Annotated in this window: 17 protein-coding genes; 3 read left to right on the forward strand and 14 right to left on the reverse strand. The window is 58.9% G+C overall.

Going from position 1 to position 16,806, the window contains the following annotated elements:
* Nucleotides 1-21: 21 nt before the first annotated feature.
* The 8 genes from tsaE to ABFT80_RS01655 form a co-directional block, all read right to left on the reverse strand.
* Complete coding sequence (gene tsaE / locus ABFT80_RS01620) at nt 22-1,533, reverse strand: tRNA (adenosine(37)-N6)-threonylcarbamoyltransferase complex ATPase subunit type 1 TsaE (protein ID WP_347970104.1); 1,512 nt, start codon at nt 1,531-1,533, stop codon at nt 22-24.
* A gap of 8 nt (nt 1,534-1,541) precedes the next feature.
* Nucleotides 1,542-4,103 (reverse strand): sensor histidine kinase, encoded by a 2,562-nt coding sequence (locus tag ABFT80_RS01625; protein WP_347970105.1) that lies wholly within the window; start codon nt 4,101-4,103, stop codon nt 1,542-1,544.
* 196 nt (nt 4,104-4,299) lie between these two features.
* Nucleotides 4,300-5,700, reverse strand: coding sequence for an adenosylhomocysteinase (gene ahcY / locus ABFT80_RS01630; RefSeq protein WP_347970106.1), 1,401 nt, complete (start codon nt 5,698-5,700; stop codon nt 4,300-4,302).
* A gap of 159 nt (nt 5,701-5,859) precedes the next feature.
* Nucleotides 5,860-6,162 carry an HPr family phosphocarrier protein gene (locus tag ABFT80_RS01635; RefSeq protein ID WP_347970107.1) on the reverse strand — a complete coding sequence of 101 codons (303 nt, stop codon included), beginning with the start codon at nt 6,160-6,162 and terminating at the stop codon, nt 5,860-5,862.
* Nucleotides 6,159-6,560, reverse strand: a complete 402-nt coding sequence (locus ABFT80_RS01640) for a PTS sugar transporter subunit IIA (RefSeq protein ID WP_347970108.1) — start codon at nt 6,558-6,560, stop codon at nt 6,159-6,161. The genes ABFT80_RS01635 and ABFT80_RS01640 overlap by 4 nt, the downstream gene beginning before the upstream one ends.
* A gap of 137 nt (nt 6,561-6,697) precedes the next feature.
* On the reverse strand, nt 6,698-7,183 hold the full coding sequence (locus ABFT80_RS01645) for an HPr kinase/phosphorylase (RefSeq protein WP_347970109.1): 486 nt from the start codon (nt 7,181-7,183) through the stop codon (nt 6,698-6,700).
* 8 nt (nt 7,184-7,191) lie between these two features.
* The gene (locus tag ABFT80_RS01650) at nt 7,192-8,973 is read right to left on the reverse strand and encodes a sensor histidine kinase (protein WP_347970110.1); all 1,782 of its coding nucleotides are present in this window, start codon (nt 8,971-8,973) and stop codon (nt 7,192-7,194) included.
* Nucleotides 8,974-8,992: 19 nt separating this feature from the next.
* Nucleotides 8,993-9,694 (reverse strand): response regulator transcription factor, encoded by a 702-nt coding sequence (locus ABFT80_RS01655; RefSeq protein ID WP_347970111.1) that lies wholly within the window; start codon nt 9,692-9,694, stop codon nt 8,993-8,995.
* 361 nt (nt 9,695-10,055) lie between these two features.
* Here ABFT80_RS01655 and ABFT80_RS01660 point away from each other — a divergent pair, with 361 nt between their 5' ends.
* From ABFT80_RS01660 to ABFT80_RS01670, 3 genes are all read left to right on the forward strand, one after another.
* Nucleotides 10,056-11,660, forward strand: a complete 1,605-nt coding sequence (locus ABFT80_RS01660) for a phosphoenolpyruvate carboxykinase (protein ID WP_347970112.1) — start codon at nt 10,056-10,058, stop codon at nt 11,658-11,660.
* Nucleotides 11,661-11,737: 77 nt separating this feature from the next.
* Nucleotides 11,738-12,175 carry an alternative ribosome rescue aminoacyl-tRNA hydrolase ArfB gene (gene arfB, locus ABFT80_RS01665; RefSeq protein WP_347970113.1) on the forward strand — a complete coding sequence of 146 codons (438 nt, stop codon included), beginning with the start codon at nt 11,738-11,740 and terminating at the stop codon, nt 12,173-12,175.
* 27 nt (nt 12,176-12,202) lie between these two features.
* Nucleotides 12,203-12,820 (forward strand): alpha-ketoglutarate-dependent dioxygenase AlkB, encoded by a 618-nt coding sequence (locus ABFT80_RS01670; protein WP_347970114.1) that lies wholly within the window; start codon nt 12,203-12,205, stop codon nt 12,818-12,820.
* On the opposite strand, the gene coaA is transcribed toward ABFT80_RS01670, so the two are convergent.
* From coaA to ABFT80_RS01700, 6 genes are read right to left on the reverse strand one after another with little or no spacing between them, the layout of a single operon-like run.
* Nucleotides 12,817-13,776 carry a type I pantothenate kinase gene (gene coaA, locus ABFT80_RS01675; RefSeq protein ID WP_455189857.1) on the reverse strand — a complete coding sequence of 320 codons (960 nt, stop codon included), beginning with the start codon at nt 13,774-13,776 and terminating at the stop codon, nt 12,817-12,819. The two genes, ABFT80_RS01670 and coaA, sit on opposite strands and share 4 nt — an antisense overlap.
* Nucleotides 13,777-13,811: 35 nt before the next feature.
* A complete protein-coding gene (locus ABFT80_RS01680) occupies nt 13,812-14,138 on the reverse strand; it encodes a phosphoribosyl-ATP diphosphatase (protein ID WP_347970115.1) in 327 nt (108 codons plus the stop codon).
* Between the two features lie 10 nt (nt 14,139-14,148).
* Complete coding sequence (gene hisF / locus ABFT80_RS01685; protein WP_347970116.1) at nt 14,149-14,943, reverse strand: imidazole glycerol phosphate synthase subunit HisF; 795 nt, start codon at nt 14,941-14,943, stop codon at nt 14,149-14,151.
* Nucleotides 14,940-15,674, reverse strand: a complete 735-nt coding sequence (hisA, locus tag ABFT80_RS01690) for a 1-(5-phosphoribosyl)-5-[(5-phosphoribosylamino)methylideneamino]imidazole-4-carboxamide isomerase (RefSeq protein WP_347970117.1) — start codon at nt 15,672-15,674, stop codon at nt 14,940-14,942. Before hisA ends, hisF begins: the two co-directional genes overlap by 4 nt.
* The gene (hisH, locus tag ABFT80_RS01695) at nt 15,671-16,321 is read right to left on the reverse strand and encodes an imidazole glycerol phosphate synthase subunit HisH (protein ID WP_347970118.1); all 651 of its coding nucleotides are present in this window, start codon (nt 16,319-16,321) and stop codon (nt 15,671-15,673) included. The genes hisA and hisH overlap by 4 nt, the downstream gene beginning before the upstream one ends.
* Nucleotides 16,322-16,323: 2 nt before the next feature.
* Nucleotides 16,324-16,803: a DUF2628 domain-containing protein gene (locus ABFT80_RS01700; protein WP_347970119.1), complete on the reverse strand. Its 480-nt coding sequence runs from the start codon at nt 16,801-16,803 to the stop codon at nt 16,324-16,326.
* Nucleotides 16,804-16,806: the final 3 nt, after the last annotated feature.

Consider the following 16,806-nt stretch of genomic DNA (forward strand, 5'->3'; position numbering starts at 1 on the left):
CAGTTTTAGGCGCGGCAATCGTCAAATTTTGCGCTCCTCGAGCAGGCCGTGGCGTTCGTAAAGATCGGCCAGATCGGACAAAGCGGGATGTTGTAGCGCGCGGCGCACATAGTCGCGGATACGCGGCAGATGCGTGAGATATTGCGCCTTGCCATCGCGCCGGTGCAGGCGAACAAAGATGCCGAGTATCTTCGAATTACGTTGCGCGGCCATGATCGAATAGGCTTCCTCGAAGGCTTGTTCGTCAAAGACCCCTGCGGCGTGGCGTGCCTGCCTGTAGGCAGCGAGCGTCGTCGCCTCGATTTCGCACGGTATGTCGACACGCGCATCCATTGCAAGCGAGGCGACGTCGTAGGCGGCAGGGCCGATCATTGCATCCTGAAAATCGATAATGCCGAGGCGCTCATGATTTTCATGCTCCGGCCGCCAGATGATGTTCGGTGAGTGGAAGTCTCGAAGAACAATGCTTTGTTCCTTGCTTTCCAACCGGTCGAAGAGCGCGTTCCAGATGGCAGCGAATTCCTCGCGCAAGCGTTCGTCCGCCACCACGCCCGTAACTGCTGGAATGTACCACTCCAAAAGCAATTCGACCTCGATCATCAGTGCGTCGCGGTCGAAGGACGGGATTTTATGAAACTGATCGGGCGCGAATTCGATGTCAGCTTGCCATTCCTGCGCATGGATCATCGCGAGAAGTTCAGCGGCGGCGGCATATCGCTCTGCTACCGGCTTGCCCTCATCATCCAGAAAACGCCCGCTGCCAAGATTTTCCAGTATCAGGAAACCCTGCTCCAGATCGGCCGTAATGATTTCTGGAACCGTTACGCCAGCCTGCTGCAAAGCATGATCGATGCCCACAAAGGCCGAAACATTCTGCGCCGTGTGGGCGATCTCGGCATAGGGCCTGCCGTTTTTGACAGGCGGTCCGAGCACCAGCGCGGGTGCATTCATCAGCAGCAGTTCCGGCTCACCGTCCTGTCTCAAGCGCTCATATGAACGCGCCGATGCATCGCCCTGAAACGGCGTTCTGCGCGCGCCGCGATAGCCCGAATTGTCGAGAAAATCGCGGATGGAAAACGAGCGTTCAATACGCGAGAACGGTGCGTCGCTGCCGGAAATCCTGACTCGGCGACCTTCGCCTTCATGAAAAAGCTCAATACGGACCAAATTGTCAGGAAATGCGCCTTCGGCTTTTTCAGGCCATTCGACGAGCGCGGCGCCGTCGGAGATCGCCTCATCGAAGCCAAGCTCGGCAAGTTCGCCTTCCGACGAGAGCCGATAGAGATCGTAATGATGAACCGGCGGCGAGGTCCCATAGCTCTGCACCAGCGTATAGGTGGGGCTCGGCACTTCGTGGAACGGGTCGTCCGCCAAAGTGCGGATCAGGCTGCGCGCAAGCGTCGTCTTGCCGGTGCCGAGATCGCCGGACAGAGCCAGCACGTCGCCCTTGCGAAGTGCCAGCGCCAAATCTTCACCCAGCCTCGCTGTCGCTTCCTCGTCGGGAAGGAACCTCTCCACAACCCCGCCACTCATGCGGTGTTCTACTCTGCCGCGACCCGGACACCGCCCGATGGCGTTTCCGGGAAAAGGCAGATCACCGTCGTCCCACGATCAGCACCCGTTTCGAACTGCACCTTTCCACCGTGCAGCTCCACGAAGCTTTTGACGATTGAGAGTCCGAGGCCAGCCCCGCGACGGCGTCCACCATTCACGCGCGGCTCGAAACGCTTGAACACCGTGTCCAGCATGTCAGGCGTCATGCCGGGGCCATCGTCATGAACGGCAAATTCCACACCTGTCGAAATCTGGCGGCAGGAAAGCGAGATCGTGCTGGCCTGCGGCGCATAATTCACCGCGTTGCTCAAGAGATTGTAGAGGATCTGGCGAATGCGCGTTTCGTCGCCATAAAAACTCTTCGGGGCGGAAGCCTGATCGATCTTCAGCTTGATGGAATGTTCTTCCATACGCTCGGACACCAGTTCTGCTGCAGCCGCGATGGTGCGGTCTACGCGCACTTCGGCAATGTCCAGTTCCATGATGCCGGCATCGACGGTCGCCAGATCGAGAATGTCGTTGACGATTGTCAGAAGCGTCGATGACGACGATCCGATATGGCCGACATATTCGCGCTGGCGCGGGCTTAGCGGGCCGGTGGCAGGTAGCGACAGAAGCTCGGTAAAGCCAATGATGTTGGTGAGCGGCGAGCGAAGCTCGTAGTTCACATGCTGAACGAAGTCGTTCTTGAGCTGATCGGCCTTCTGCAAGGCCTCGTTCTTTTCCTTCAGCGCACGCTCGACATTCACGCTGTCCGTCACGTCGACGAAGGTCATCATGACCTGCCCGTTTGGCAGATGGATGATGCCGTAATGCAGCACCGAGCCGTTTTGAAGTTCGGTCCGGCCCTGCCTGTTGCTGCGGTCTTCATCGAAACCGGTAACGGCTGCCACGAACCCGCCCCATGGGCTGTCGGTGGCTCGCGCTTCACACTGCGTGCGGATCGCGGAGATGTGGGCATCCGGTTTCACCGCGCCTTCATCCAGGCCCCAAAGCAGGCTGAATGCTGGATTGGACAGGCGCAAGCGCCCATCCGGGCCAAACACGCAGACGCCTTCTGCAAGATTGTCGAGCGTTTCGCCCTGAACCCGCACCGCCGTCTGATAGCGGCTTTCGAGATTGATCTTTTCCGTGACGTTTTCGAAAACCCAGGTAACGCCGCCCTTTGGCTGCGGATTGGCGATGACCCTGATCGTGCGGGAATCCGGCAGATGCCACCAATGCGACTGCGATTCGACCGCGCGATAGGCGTCGAGAAGGTTTTCTTTCCAGCGGCGCCATTCAGGCTGTTCCGGGATTTTCCCTTCGCTGCGCAGACGATCGAGCAGCAATGCATTCTCCGGCTTGCTCTCCAGAAACACCTGATCGAGATTCCATAGTTTCTGGAATGCCTGATTGAAGAAACGCAGCTTTTGATGCTCGTCAAAAATCGCAACGGCAGTGGTGAGCTGGTCGAGCGTATCAGCATGACTGCGAACCGTGCGCTCATATTCTTCGCGAATGGCTTCAACACCGCTCATGTCGGCAGCAATGCCGGCAGAGCCATCCTCGCCCGCAACATCCGTCACAGCAAATACGCGGCGGTCGCCGCCGATCACCGTAGAAAGTGTCTGGCTGAAAACCGGGTTTGCACGATGCTGATGCGCAATCGTCTCCCGCGCCTGCGTGCCCAGAAACTCTGCTGCATCGCGCACAGCCGTTTCGCTGTTATCGGCTTCAACCGCCTTTGCATATGCACGGTTGACCCATTTCAGGCGCCCGTCCGACGACCTGATCCAGAACGGCATTTCGAGCCGGTCGACCAGGCCGATCATGTTGTCATGTTCGGCAGACAGGCGCTTGTTCTCTATTCTGAGACGCGCTTGCACGCGCTGCGTTTCAGACAAGGACACGAAGCGTACGATCGTATGCGCCGCGTTCTTTCGGCCCTGAACCTCCAGAGGTGCGCCGATCTGCGATTCAATGACGAGATCGAACGGAGTGCCTTTCTCGCGCAGGCTGGCGACTGCGTGGTCGAGCGCTGCCGCAGAAGCGGGCATCAGCCACCTGCCGAATGCGAGGAAGGAGGCGCGCTCTTCCGGTGCACCGGCTTCAGCAGTCAGGCTGCCGACGATTTCCGGCTTCTTGTGCTCGCGTTCCCAGATAATGACGCGCTGGTCGCGCAGATTGAGAAGCGCTTCCGAGCGCTGCAGCGAAGCGGTAAGATCGGCAACGCGGCCACGCAGATCGACATTGTCAGAAGCGATACGTCCCTTTTCGCGGATCAGCCAGATCGCGCAAAGCAGTGCCGAACCGATAATGCCTGCAAAGACGGCGAGTTGAATGACTTCGACGGCACCCACGGACAGTCCAAGTTCCTGAAGCGGTTGTTGCTGCGCATGCGCTTCGAAAGCCAGACCAGCCAAGGCACTGGTTGCCAGTGCGCGTTTTACGAAAAATCGCGTGATGAGCCTTGCGCCAAACCCTTTGCGGGCAGGCGTTCCATTGCTCGAATCCCGATGGCCGCCGGAGACGGCCTGTCCCGCGCTAAGCGGGTTTTCCCCCGGCATGTCTTGTTCCTCTCCGCCGCATGAATGCAAGACCGCCCAATCACTCCGAAGTCCCCCGACCACGGAGCCGAGGCGTCGCGAATCACTCCACAATAACCTTTGCGCGAATCGTCGTGAAGGCGGCACGGCGGCAAAAAAGAAGCCGGGCAAAAGTCAATCGCCCGGCTTCCATATGTAGTGTTTTACTTGAGGCTGATCAGTACCTGTAGTGTTCAGGCTTGAACGGACCCTTCGGCGTCACGCCGATATAGGCTGCCTGTTCATTGCTGAGCTCGGTCAGTTTCGCGCCGAGCTTGTCGAGATGCAGGCGCGCTACTTTCTCGTCGAGATGCTTCGGCAGCACGTAGACCTGGTTCTGATACTGGCCGGGCTTCGTCCAAAGCTCGATCTGCGCGAGAACCTGATTGGTGAACGAGGCGGACATGACGAAGCTTGGATGGCCGGTCGCGTTGCCTAGATTGAGCAGACGGCCTTCCGAAAGCAGGATCATGCGCTTGCCATCCGGGAAGGTGATCATGTCGACCTGCGGCTTCACATTCGTCCATTTGAGATTGCGCAGCGCAGCGACCTGAATCTCATTGTCGAAATGTCCGATATTGCCGACGATCGCCATGTCTTTGAACAGGCGCATATGGTCGAGCGTGATGACATCCTTGTTGCCGGTCGTGGTGATGATGATGTCTGCATAAGGTGCAGCATCTTCCAGCGTTACGACTTCGAAACCGTCCATCGCGGCCTGAAGCGCGCAGATCGGATCGACTTCCGTCACCTTGACGCGGGCGCCGGCGCCCGAAAGCGACTGGGCCGAACCCTTGCCGACGTCGCCATAACCGCAAACGACAGCTACCTTGCCGGCCATCATGACGTCGGTGCCGCGGCGGATGCCATCGACCAGCGATTCCTTGCAGCCGTATTTGTTGTCGAATTTCGACTTGGTGACGCTGTCATTCACATTGATCGCTGGGAAGGGCAGCAGGCCCTTCTTCTGCAACTGGTAAAGCCGGTTCACGCCGGTCGTCGTCTCTTCCGTCACGCCGCGGATCGCTTCACGCTGTTTGGTGAAGAAACCTGGCGTCTCGGCAAGACGCTTCTTGATCTGTGCGAAGAGAATTTCCTCTTCCTCGCTGCCGGGATTGGACAAAACATCCTCACCAGCCTCGGCGCGCGCGCCGATCAAAATATACATGGTGGCATCGCCGCCATCGTCGAGAATCATGTTCGACTGGCCGCCATCCGGCCACTGGAAAATCCGGTCGGTGTACTGCCAGTAGTCGTCAAGCGTCTCGCCCTTGATCGCGAATACCGGAACGCCGGAAGCAGCGATTGCTGCCGCTGCATGGTCCTGCGTCGAGAAAATATTGCACGAGGCCCAGCGAACTTCTGCACCAAGCGCCGTCAGCGTCTCGATGAGCACCGCGGTCTGGATGGTCATGTGCAGCGAGCCGGTGATGCGCGCGCCCTTGAGCGGCTTGGTCGTGCCGAACTCTTCGCGGGCGGCCATAAGGCCGGGCATTTCTGTTTCGGCGATGTCCATCTCCTTGCGGCCCCAATCGGCCAGCGAGATGTCGGCGACGATGTAATCCTGTTGACCTGCCATGGCAGTTCTCCGATTCAATCTGTTGTTCGATGCGCCCGGCAGCGGAAAGCGAAGGTGGCGCGGAAATGCAAATGCAGCTAGCAGAAGAGCCGCAAAATCACAATAGATATAAAGAAATCTTTATTCGTGCATATGGCGTAGTGCCGTATGTCTTTGTCCTCAGACTTCCTCGCCGAAGCGGGCCGCAACGAGCTCTTCGAGCGCCTGCATGGCTTCTTCCGCCTCGGGCCCGGTGGCGCTGACATTGATGCTGCAGCCAGGACTGGCGGCCAGCATCATAAGGCCCATGATGGAGGTTCCGCCAACGCTGATGCCGTCTTTCTCGACGGATATGGCGGCATCGAACTTGCCCGCGACCTGTACGAATTTCGCAGAGGCCCGCGCATGCAGCCCGCGCTGGTTTACGATCGCAAGCACCTTGCTGATCGCCCCATTCTTGCGCACATCCGATGTCCCGATCATTTACTGCTCAAAAGCTGCGACGCGACATTGATGTATTTTCGGCCTGCGGTTTGCGCTTCTTCAAGCGAAGCCTGCATGTTTCCGGCCTTGCGTACACTCGAAAGCTTGATGAGCATCGGCAGGTTCACGCCTGCGATAACCTCGGTGCGACCCGATTCCATCACCGATATTGCGAGGTTGGACGGCGTTCCGCCAAACATATCAGTCAGCACGATTACGCCCGACCCCGTATCGACGCGGGCAACTGCATCGACGATGTCGCGGCGACGCTGTTCCATATCGTCATCGGCACCGATGCAGACCGTGTCGAAAAATTCCTGCGGGCCAACGACGTGCTCGACGGCGTTGCGGAATTCTTCAGCCAGCCGACCGTGCGTAACGAGCACGAGTCCAATCATTGTGCCTCGGCTCCCGTCATCGCCCCTTCACGGACCCTTGGTATGGTTACCTGCATTTCAATCCTTCACGGTCGGCAAGGAGGGCTATCTTGTCGAGGCGTGAATCGTTTACAAGCCCAAACTTTCATCAAATGCTGTCATTTTGACGCATTTTGGTCGCTCGACCGCCCGCTTTGGCCAAAAGGCAACAGCGAAAACCAGGCCTCGACCGCCTGAGCGGCACCCTGAACATCACGCAGCGGCAAATCGAGACAAGCTATGGTTGTGCCAAACATCGGTTGCGGCAACGCTTCCTGAAAACGCGGCGCGTTTTCCGAATCGACCAGCCGGACAACCATATCGAGAACCGCTTCGCCAACAAATGCAACGCGGCTGGGCTGAAATCCGCGAATCTCGACCAGCCCCGCGATTGGGTCCGGCGCACGACAAAGCAATTGTCCGCCCGGAAGCGCATCGAGAAAGAGCTGATCATCCGAAAGTAGCCGCGAAAATATGCCCTTGGCGCGAAAACGCCGGATAAGGACAAGCGCCAGACCAGTCTTGCCCGATCCGGATTCGCCGGTAATCATCACGCATCGATCGCCAAGAACGACCGCAGTTGCATGCGTGTTGTTGGCGGCCATGTCGAGGATCAGTCTTCGGTGGGCAATGCGACCGTGAAGCGCGCACCGCGCAAATCGCCGGGTTTCGTGCCCAGAATATTCTCGGCCGTCAGCGTACCGCCATGCGCTTCCACAATCTGGCGGCTGATGGAAAGACCAAGCCCGGAATTCTGCCCGAAAGCCTCGCCCGAAGGGCGATCCGTGTAAAACCGTTCGAAAATCCGCTCGATATTCTCGGCCCTGATACCCGGACCATTGTCCTCGACGGTAACGATGTTGAACTTGCCCACCCGCGACAGCGAAATGGTAACGGCACCGGTATCGTCCGGCACGAAAGAGCGCGCATTCTCGATCAGATTGGTGATGACCTGCCCGAGCCGCAAATCGTGACCATTGACGAAATAGCCCTTATTGCCTTGCAGCTTGGCAGACTTGAACTCGATCTTGACCTTCTTTTTGTGACGGCCCGTATCCTGCGAAACCTCGACCAGATCGCTGATAAAACCATTCAGATCGACCTTTTCGGCATCCTCGCGCGCCAGTTCGGCATCGAGACGCGAAGCATCTGAAATGTCGGTGATCAGGCGATCGAGACGACGAACGTCGTGCTGAATGATCTCCATCAGCCTTGCCCGCGAATTCTCGTTCTTGGCAAGTGGCAAGGTTTCGACCGCACTGCGCAACGAGGTCAGCGGATTTTTGAGCTCGTGACTGACATCTGCCGCGAAGCTCTCGATCGCCTCGATGCGCGCATATAGCGCGTTGGTCATGTCGCGCACCGATGCGGAAAGATTGCCGATTTCATCCTGGCGATCCGAGAAATCAGGAATTTCCTCACGGCTTTTTGTGCCTCTGCGCACGCGCACCGCAGCGGCCGAAAGACGGCGCAGCGGATTTGCAATGGTGGACGCCAGAAGCAGCGACAGGATCGCCATGACGAGTGCTGCCACGCCGAACACACGCAGGATCGCCTTGCGTTCGGCAGCGACGATCTTGTCGATGTCGCCACCCTCCGTCGAAAGCATCAGCACGCCGAGCACGCCGCGAAAGCGCTGGATCGGCACCGCGACCGAGACGATCTGCTCGCCCTGCTCGCTGATACGAACGATGGTGGACGGGCTGCCGGTCAGCGCCTGCATGACTTCGGGAAACGCAGCGCCGCTGCCGCCCGGCTGCTCGCGATAGACGGGAAGCTCACCGTTGCGGAAAAAGTCGAACACGAATTTCTGCGCCCGCTCGAAAATGTCAGGTTTGTCTTCCTGCACGGGTGGCAGATCATAACGAAGGATCTGCCCGCGCGAATAGAGATGGCGTGAATCGAGCAGAAGGTTGGTGTCGCGGTCGTAAATACGAGCGCGTGTTTTGGTTGGCGAGATCAGCCGCCGAAGAACAGGCGCCACACGTTCGGGATTGATCGGGAAATCAAGACTGTCGAGCTGATCCGAGCCCGGCCCGATGCTCTCGCCTGCCTGAAGCTCCAAAAGCTTTTCCGGGTCGATGCTGATGGAATCGGTTTCGACGGTCGCCGAAGCGGCGATCGCGCCGGCAATGATCTCGCCCTGCGTCATCAGGCTTTCGACCCGCGCGTCGATCAGGCCGTCGCGGAAAGTATTGAGATACAGAATGCCGACGAGAAGAACGGCGAGGCCTGTCAGATTGAGAAACAGGATTCGCCGCGTAAGGCTCGAAAACACGTAATGGCCGAGCGTGCGCCGGATCGCCAGAAATATACGCGACAGCCAACCGGGCAGGTTCCAGCCTGCGCGCTTGGCCGCCGATCTGGGCTTCTTTAAATGGGCATCAATCGCCATGAATCAGCCGTTGCCGCGCTCACGCCTCGCGGAATCTGTAGCCAACTCCGTAAAGCGTCTCGATCATCTCGAAATCGTCATCGACCGACTTGAACTTCTTACGCAGCCGCTTGATGTGGCTGTCGATGGTGCGGTCATCTACATAGACCTGCTCATCATACGCCGAATCCATCAGCGCATCACGGCTTTTTACGACGCCGGGACGCTGCGCCAGCGAATGAAGGATGAGGAACTCGGTGACCGTCAGCGTCACAGGCTCGCCCTTCCAGGTGCAGGTGTGACGTTCCTGGTCCATGACGAGCTGGCCGCGCTCGAGCGAACGCGCCTGCTGGTTCGGCGTTTTGGCAGCCGCTTCGCGTGCACTTGCACGGCGCAGCACAGCCTTGACGCGCTCTACCAGAAGGCGCTGCGAGAACGGTTTGCGGATGAAATCGTCGGCGCCCATCTTGAGGCCGAAAAGCTCATCGATCTCATCGTCCTTGGATGTCAGGAAGATTACCGGCAGATCGGACTTCTGGCGCAGCCTGCGCAGCAGCTCCATTCCATCCATGCGCGGCATCTTGATGTCCAGAATGGCAAGGTTCGGCGGACGCGCTGCCAGACCCTCGAGCGCGGAAGCACCATCCGTATAGGTCTCGACCCGATAGCCTTCGGACTCCAGAGCGATCGAAACCGATGTCAGGATGTTGCGGTCATCATCGACCAGGGCGATTGTTGCCATGTCAAGCTGCTCCCTCATGAGCGGGTCCCTTCTAGTTGGAAACCGGCTTTTGCAGGACAAATTAGGTACAAAATGTGGCATAGACCCTTCGAAGTGCCACCGCAACCCCATGGCGGAGGCGCTCGAGGCGCTTAAACTTGTGCCGGGCAGCCAGCCACGCGGATCATCCGTTGCCGGCATGGTATGAATATTCCGCGCAATATAAACGATTTAAAAATAAATCAAAAAATTTAAATCGATTAATGATTTGAAATTGTTCGTTTTTTCTGTTTCTCCCAAATCTCGCCTCTAAAATCTGGAGGTTAGTCCAAGCGGCGGGTTCGTCCCGGCCTGATCTGAAACTTGGCCTCACGAGGGGTAAATGAGCGAAATCGGCAAACGTAATCACGGTATCGAAAAAGCGGGCCTGAAGACCTCAGGCGCGGTCCACTACAATTTGAGTGAGGCCGAGCTTTATGAGCAGGCTATTGCTCGCGGCGAGGCAAAGCTCACCGCAGCGGGCGCGCTGGTCGCTTATACCGGCCAGCATACGGGCCGTTCGCCGAAGGACAAATTCGTCGTTCGCGACGCCGCGACCGAGCCGCATATCTGGTGGGACAACAACAAGCCGATCACGCCGGAACAGTTCGATACGCTGCTTGCAGATTTTACAGCGCATCTGTCGGACAGGGATCTCTTCGTTCAGGATCTGATCGGCGGCGCAGACGCCGCGCAGTCGCTGCCGACGCGCGTCATCACCGAATATGCCTGGCATTCGTTGTTCATCCGCAATCTTCTGATCCGTCCGGAGCGTTCGGCACTGGCTGATTTTGCGGCAAAGATGACGATTATCGATCTGCCGTCCTTCAAGGCCGATCCGGCCCGTCACGGCTGCCGTACCGATACCGTCATCGCAATCGATTTCTCGCGCATGATCGTGCTGATCGGCGGAACTTCTTACGCGGGCGAAATGAAGAAGTCCGTTTTCACGGCGCTGAACTACCTTCTGCCCGAAAAGGGCGTCATGCCCATGCACTGCTCGGCAAATGAAGGGCCGGATGGCGACGCCGCCGTGTTCTTCGGCCTTTCCGGCACCGGCAAGACGACGCTTTCCGCCGACCCTTCGCGCACGCTTATCGGCGATGACGAGCATGGCTGGGGACCGGAAGGCATCTTCAATTTCGAAGGCGGCTGCTATGCCAAGACGATCAAGCTTTCGGCCGAAGCCGAGCCTGAAATCTTTGCGACCACGCAGCGTTTCGGTACGGTTCTGGAAAACGTCGTTCTGGATGAAAGCCGCGTTCCCGATTTTGACGACGGTTCGCTGACCGAAAACACGCGCTGCGCCTATCCGCTGCATTTCATTCCGAATGCCAGCGCTACCGGGCTTGCAGCGCATCCGAAGAACATCATCATGCTGACCGCAGATGCGTTCGGCGTCATGCCGCCCATCGCGCGTCTCACGCCCGCACAGGCCATGTACCACTTCCTTTCCGGCTACACGGCCAAGGTTGCGGGCACCGAAAAGGGCGTCACCGAACCGGAGGCGACCTTCTCGACCTGTTTCGGCGCGCCCTTCATGCCACGCCACCCTTCCGAATACGGCAATCTGCTGCGCGATCTCATCGCCCGTCACGGCGTCAATTGCTGGCTGGTGAACACCGGCTGGACCGGCGGTGCTTATGGCGTTGGCAAGCGCATGCCGATCAAGGCAACGCGTGCGCTGCTGGCTGCAGCACTCGACGGTTCGCTGAACGAAGTCGAGTTCCGCACGGATGCCAATTTCGGGTTCTCCGTGCCGGTATCTGTGCCGGGAGTCGACAGCTCGATCCTCGATCCGCGCTCGACCTGGGCGGATCAGGCAGCCTACGACCGTCAAGCTTCCAAGCTCGTCGGCATGTTCATCGACAATTTCGGCAAGTTCGAAAGCCACGTCGATGCCAGCGTGCGCGGTGCAGCGCCGCAGTCGCGCGAAGCAGCCGAATAGGTTTTCATATCGTTCCAGATCAGGCCCGGCTCGTCCGGGCCTTTTCTTTTGCGCTTTGTCGCGGCATGAGTAACCTCATGAGCGCCGACGAAATCATCACAATCAGCCATGAGGCCGTCATTCACCCTGACGATCTGTCGGAGAGCTTTATCCGCTCATCCGGCCCCGGCGGGCAGAACGTCAACAAGGTCGCGACCGCCGTCCAGCTCCGCTTCGATGCGAAAAATGCCGCTGGCCTGTCAGAGCGTGTGCGCGAACGGGTCATCTCCATGGCGGGCAGCCGCGCTACCAAGGACGGCGTAATCGTCATCGAGGCCGGGCGCTTCCGCACGCAGGAGCAAAACCGCTCCGACGCGCGAGACCGATTGAGCGAACTCGTCGGCAAGGCTGCCGAACCGCCACCCAAGCCACGTCGCAAGACGCGGCCTTCGAAAGGCTCCGTCGAACGCCGCTTGAAAAGCAAGGCCGGGCGCTCGACCGTGAAAAAGCTGCGCGGCAAGATTTCGGACGACTGATGCGCCCGCGCGCACTACATTCGATCTATGCAGGTTCTTCCCAAAGGCATTCGCCACATCCCCTCTTTTCTCGACATTCAGGCGCAGCGCGCGCTTGTTGAAGAAATTCGCGAGATCGTGAAACAGGCGCCGCTTTACGTGCCGGAAATGCCGCGTACCGGAAAGCCGCTCAGCGTGCGCATGACCAATTGCGGGACGCTCGGCTGGGTCACCGACAAGGATCGCGGCTATCGATACCAGCCGACGCATCCGGCGACCGGCGAACCATGGCCGCCGATACCCGCATCGCTGCTGTCTCTCTGGAATGAAATTGCCGGTTATCCGCTTCCGCCAGAGGCATGTCTCGTCAATTTCTACACGGACACGGCCACGATGGGGCTGCATCAGGATCGCGACGAGAACAATCTCGAAGCGCCCGTACTGTCCGTATCATTGGGAGACGATTGCCTGTTTCGCGTCGGCGGCAAATCCCGCCACGACCCGACCGTCTCGTTCAAGCTGCGAAGCGGCGACATCGTCGTTCTGGGCGGCGAAGGACGGCTGGCATTCCACGGGGTCGACCGGATTTATCCGACAACTTCCGCACTTCTGAAAAAGGGCGGGCGGATCAACCTCACGTTAAGGCGTGTGACCAAGGCCGCCTAAATCTTACGAAGCGCCACTTCCGCAACGCGATGATTGTCGCTCTTGCGCATGATGAGATCGGCGCGCGGGCGCGTCGGCAGAATATTCTCGCGCAGATTCTTCAGATTGATATTCGACCACAGCCCTTCGGCAATTGCCTGCGCGGAATCCGGCGAGAGCTGCGAATAGCGATGGAAGAAGGATTGCGGGTTGCGAAATGCCGTGTCGCGCAGGCGCATGAAGCGCTGAATGTACCAATTGTGGATCAGATCTTCGTCAGCATCGATGTAGATCGAGAAATCGAAGAAATCGGACACGAAGGGCACGAACTTCCCATCCTTGGGCAATTCTCGCGGCTGAAGCACGTTCAGCCCTTCGAAAATCAGAATGTCCGGCCGGTCGATGGTGACATATTCGCCGGGCATCACATCGTACGTAAGATGCGAATAAAGCGGCGCGCGGACATTTGGCTGGCCGGACTTAATCGCCGACAGGAACCGCAGAAGCGATCCGACATCGTAGCTGTCTGGAAAGCCCTTGCGCTCCATCAGGTTTTCGCGCCGCAGGACGGCGTTCGGATGAAGAAAGCCGTCGGTCGTCACCAGATCGACCTTGGGGCTGGACGGCCAGCGCCCCAAAAGTTCCTTCAGGACACGCGCGGTCGTCGATTTCCCAACCGCGACCGATCCAGCCATGCCGATAATGAACGGCGTCTTGACCGGCTCACCGCCGCTGAAAAACACCTGCCGCTGCCGGAACAAAAGCTGGCTCGCCTCGACATGCGCATAGAGCAGCCGCGACAGCGAGAGATAGATGCGCCGCACTTCATCGAGATCGATGGGCTCGTAAAGCGAGGAAAGCCGCTGGACCTCGTCTTCGGTCAGCGTCAGCGGCGTGTCGGCACGAAATTCCGCCCAGCGTTCGGCGGTAAAGAACCGGTAGGGCGAATATCGTTCAGTGGGTGCGAGCTGGTCCATCGATCCACGAATCTCCCCGGCTCCGAACATTTCGGTCAGGCCTTGTCACCGCGGGCGGCCTTTTCGGCAACGCCTGAACGGCCGGTACGGCTTTGCAGTTCCGCAAGTACATCGGAAAGCGGTACACCTGACAACGCCAGAACCACGAGCCAATGATAGATAAGGTCGGCGCTTTCTGAAACGACCGCCTCACGATCCTTGTGAACTGCCGCGATCACCGTTTCGACGGCTTCCTCGCCGAGCTTCTGCGCCGCCTTGTCGATGCCGCGCGCAAAAAGCTTCGCCGTCCATGAATCCGGGTCGCCGGAACGCGCGCGCTCCGCAATGATCTTTTCGAGGTCGTCAAACGAAAAATCGCTCATAACGGGCCGTTTAAGACTGTTGCGCTGGAGAGTCCAGCCGCATGGGCAGGCCAGCCGCCGCCATGTGGGCCTTGGCCTCCGCGATCGTATAGGTGCCGAAGTGGAAAATCGAGGCTGCCAGCACCGCCGTCGCATGCCCGTCCCGAATGCCCGCCACCATATGGTCCAGCGTTCCGACACCGCCAGAAGCGATGACCGGCGCACGAACCGCATCGGCCACGGCGCGCGTCAGTGCGATGTCATATCCGATTTTCGTACCATCACGATCCATCGAAGTCAGCAGGATTTCGCCCGCGCCCAGATCGACCACCTTGCGCGCGAATTCGACCGCATCGATGCCGGTGTTCTCGCGTCCGCCATGGGTGAAGATTTCCCAGCGATCCGCCTCGCCAGCGCCGGACACTTTCTTGGCGTCGATCGCAACGACGATGCACTGATTGCCGAATTTATCAGCGGCTTCGGCAACGAAATGCGGATTTTTCACCGCTGCCGTGTTGATCGAGACCTTGTCGGCGCCTGCCAGCAGCAGCTTGCGAATGTCGCCGACCTGGCGAACGCCGCCACCGACCGTCAGCGGCATGAAGCACTGCTCGGCAGTGCGCGCAATAACGTCGAAAATCGTCTCGCGATTGTCGGATGACGCCGTAATGTCGAGGAAGCAAAGCTCGTCTGCACCAGCCAGATCGTAAGCTTTCGCTGCCTCCACCGGATCGCCTGCATCGACCAGATCGACAAAATTGACGCCCTTGACGACGCGGCCATCCTTCACATCAAGGCAGGGAATTACACGGGCCTTGAGAGTCAACGCACGGCCTCCTTCAGAAGAGCCAGCGCCTCTGCCGGATCGATGCGCCCGTCATAGAGCGCCCGGCCGGAAATCGCGCCTTCGAGCTTTTGAGCGTCGGGCATGGTCATGCGAACGATATCGGCAATCGAGGCCAGACCGCCGGATGCGATGACCGGGATGGAAACCGCGTCTGCCAGCGCAATCGTCGATTCCCAATTGATGCCGGTCAAAATGCCGTCGCGGTCAATATCCGTATAGATGATCGCGGAAACGCCCGCGCCTTCGAACTTTTGAGCAAGTTCAGCCACGCCCAGCGACGAGGCTTCGGCCCAGCCTTCAACGGCGACCTTGCCGCCCTTGGCGTCGATGCCCACTGCAACCTTGCCCGGAAACAGGCGGCAGGCTTCTTTCACCAGATCGGGATCGCGCACTGCGACAGTGCCGAGGATGACCCGCGCGAGACCCTTGTCGAGCCAGCTTTCGATATGGGCCAGCGTGCGAATGCCGCCGCCAAGCTGCACAGGGTTTTTCGTCGCTTTAAGGATCGCCTCGACCACCGTGCCATTGACGCTTTCGCCTGCAAACGCGCCGTTCAGATCGACGACATGCAGCCACTCGAAACCCTGATCTTCAAACGCTTTGGCCTGCGCGGCAGGGTCAGGGTTGTAGACCGTCACTTGTGCCATATCGCCGAGTTTCAAGCGTACGCACTGGCCGTCTTTGAGGTCGATTGCCGGAAAAAGGATCAAGGCTTCCACCTCAGGAAATTTGCAATGAAGGCCAGACCGAGCGCCTGGCTTTTTTCAGGATGGAACTGGGTTCCGACGAGATTGTCGCGCGTAACAGCAGCCGTAACCGGCCCGCCGTAATCTGCAACGGCCAGAACCTGCTCCGCGTTGGTTGCGTCGAGATGGTAGGAGTGCACGAAATAGGCATGAAGCCCGTCCGCGCCGGTCCGAATACCGTCGAAAAGCGGGTGGTTTTGACGAATTTCGATCGTGTTCCAGCCGATTTGCGGAATTTTCAGCGCGGGATCTGAAGGTTTTATCTCCTTCACGTCACCGGAAATCCACCCGAAGCCCTTCGTAGTGGTCTTTTCCAGACCGCGTTCCGACATCAATTGCATACCCACGCAGATGCCCAGAAAGGGCCGCGCCTGCCGGACCGCGACTTCCTCGATCGCGTCCGCCATGCCTTCGACGGCATCAAGCCCGCGCCTGCAATCGGCATAAGCGCCGACACCCGGCAGGACGATGCGGTCTGCGGTGCGGACGCGTTCGGAATCTGCCGTCAGTTCGATTTCAGCGGAAATTCCGCTTTCGCGCGCGGCACGCTCGAAAGCCTTGGTGGCCGAGCGAAGATTGCCCGACCCGTAATCGATAATCGCTACCCGCATTTTTACCGCCCGCCCGGATATTGCAAAAGCCCAAGCGACGGCTGGCGTGGTGCCGCCGGACCCGTGCGCTTGTCTGTGATCGTCACCGTTTCGATCGGAGCATCGTCATCCGGGAGATCGGCTGCGCTCAGATAGCGAACTTCGGCATCGGGAACGGATGCCGCTTCCAGCGCACCCCATTCGCGCCAGCCCTTACGGCGAAGTGCAGCAATGCGCATATTCTGTCCTTCGAGGCCGACATAGATCGAAACGAGCAGCGACAGAAGCTGCCCTGTCAGCCCTAGACCCAGCGCCTGCCCGATTGCTGCAATTGCAAGTGCCGCCAGAACAGCAAACGCCGCCTCGATCCAGAGCTTGTTCCACAGCAGCCAGAAGGGCGGGATGAGGAACCCCAGAAAGGCAAAGCCATCGCGGATGAAAACGGCTTCATCCGCTGGATTTTTCGCGCCTTCCGGTGGCTCCATTACCACGTAAAAAGCCATGGT

The sequence above is a fragment of the Foliimonas ilicis genome (genome assembly GCF_039939195.1).
Classification (GTDB): Bacteria; Pseudomonadota; Alphaproteobacteria; order Rhizobiales; family Rhizobiaceae; genus Foliimonas; species Foliimonas ilicis.

What these genes read in the sequence shown, in the direction of transcription:
- ABFT80_RS01625 (WP_347970105.1), bottom strand. Translation starts at nt 4,103, where the DNA reads ATGCCGGGGGAAAACCCGCTTAGCGCGGGACAGGCCGTCTCCGGCGGC.
- ABFT80_RS01635 (WP_347970107.1), bottom strand. Translation starts at nt 6,162, where the DNA reads ATGATCGGGACATCGGATGTGCGCAAGAATGGGGCGATCAGCAAGGTG.
- ABFT80_RS01650 (WP_347970110.1), bottom strand. Translation starts at nt 8,973, where the DNA reads ATGGCGATTGATGCCCATTTAAAGAAGCCCAGATCGGCGGCCAAGCGC.
- coaA (WP_455189857.1), bottom strand. Translation starts at nt 13,776, where the DNA reads ATGGACCAGCTCGCACCCACTGAACGATATTCGCCCTACCGGTTCTTT.
- ABFT80_RS01655 (WP_347970111.1), bottom strand. Translation starts at nt 9,694, where the DNA reads ATGGCAACAATCGCCCTGGTCGATGATGACCGCAACATCCTGACATCG.
- hisH (WP_347970118.1), bottom strand. Translation starts at nt 16,321, where the DNA reads ATGCGGGTAGCGATTATCGATTACGGGTCGGGCAATCTTCGCTCGGCC.
- tsaE (WP_347970104.1), bottom strand. Translation starts at nt 1,533, where the DNA reads ATGAGTGGCGGGGTTGTGGAGAGGTTCCTTCCCGACGAGGAAGCGACA.
- ABFT80_RS01645 (WP_347970109.1), bottom strand. Translation starts at nt 7,183, where the DNA reads ATGGCCGCCAACAACACGCATGCAACTGCGGTCGTTCTTGGCGATCGA.
- ABFT80_RS01700 (WP_347970119.1), bottom strand. Translation starts at nt 16,803, where the DNA reads ATGGCTTTTTACGTGGTAATGGAGCCACCGGAAGGCGCGAAAAATCCA.
- arfB (WP_347970113.1), top strand. Translation starts at nt 11,738, where the DNA reads ATGAGCGCCGACGAAATCATCACAATCAGCCATGAGGCCGTCATTCAC.
- ABFT80_RS01680 (WP_347970115.1), bottom strand. Translation starts at nt 14,138, where the DNA reads ATGAGCGATTTTTCGTTTGACGACCTCGAAAAGATCATTGCGGAGCGC.
- ABFT80_RS01670 (WP_347970114.1), top strand. Translation starts at nt 12,203, where the DNA reads ATGCAGGTTCTTCCCAAAGGCATTCGCCACATCCCCTCTTTTCTCGAC.
- ABFT80_RS01640 (WP_347970108.1), bottom strand. Translation starts at nt 6,560, where the DNA reads ATGATTGGACTCGTGCTCGTTACGCACGGTCGGCTGGCTGAAGAATTC.
- ahcY (WP_347970106.1), bottom strand. Translation starts at nt 5,700, where the DNA reads ATGGCAGGTCAACAGGATTACATCGTCGCCGACATCTCGCTGGCCGAT.
- ABFT80_RS01660 (WP_347970112.1), top strand. Translation starts at nt 10,056, where the DNA reads ATGAGCGAAATCGGCAAACGTAATCACGGTATCGAAAAAGCGGGCCTG.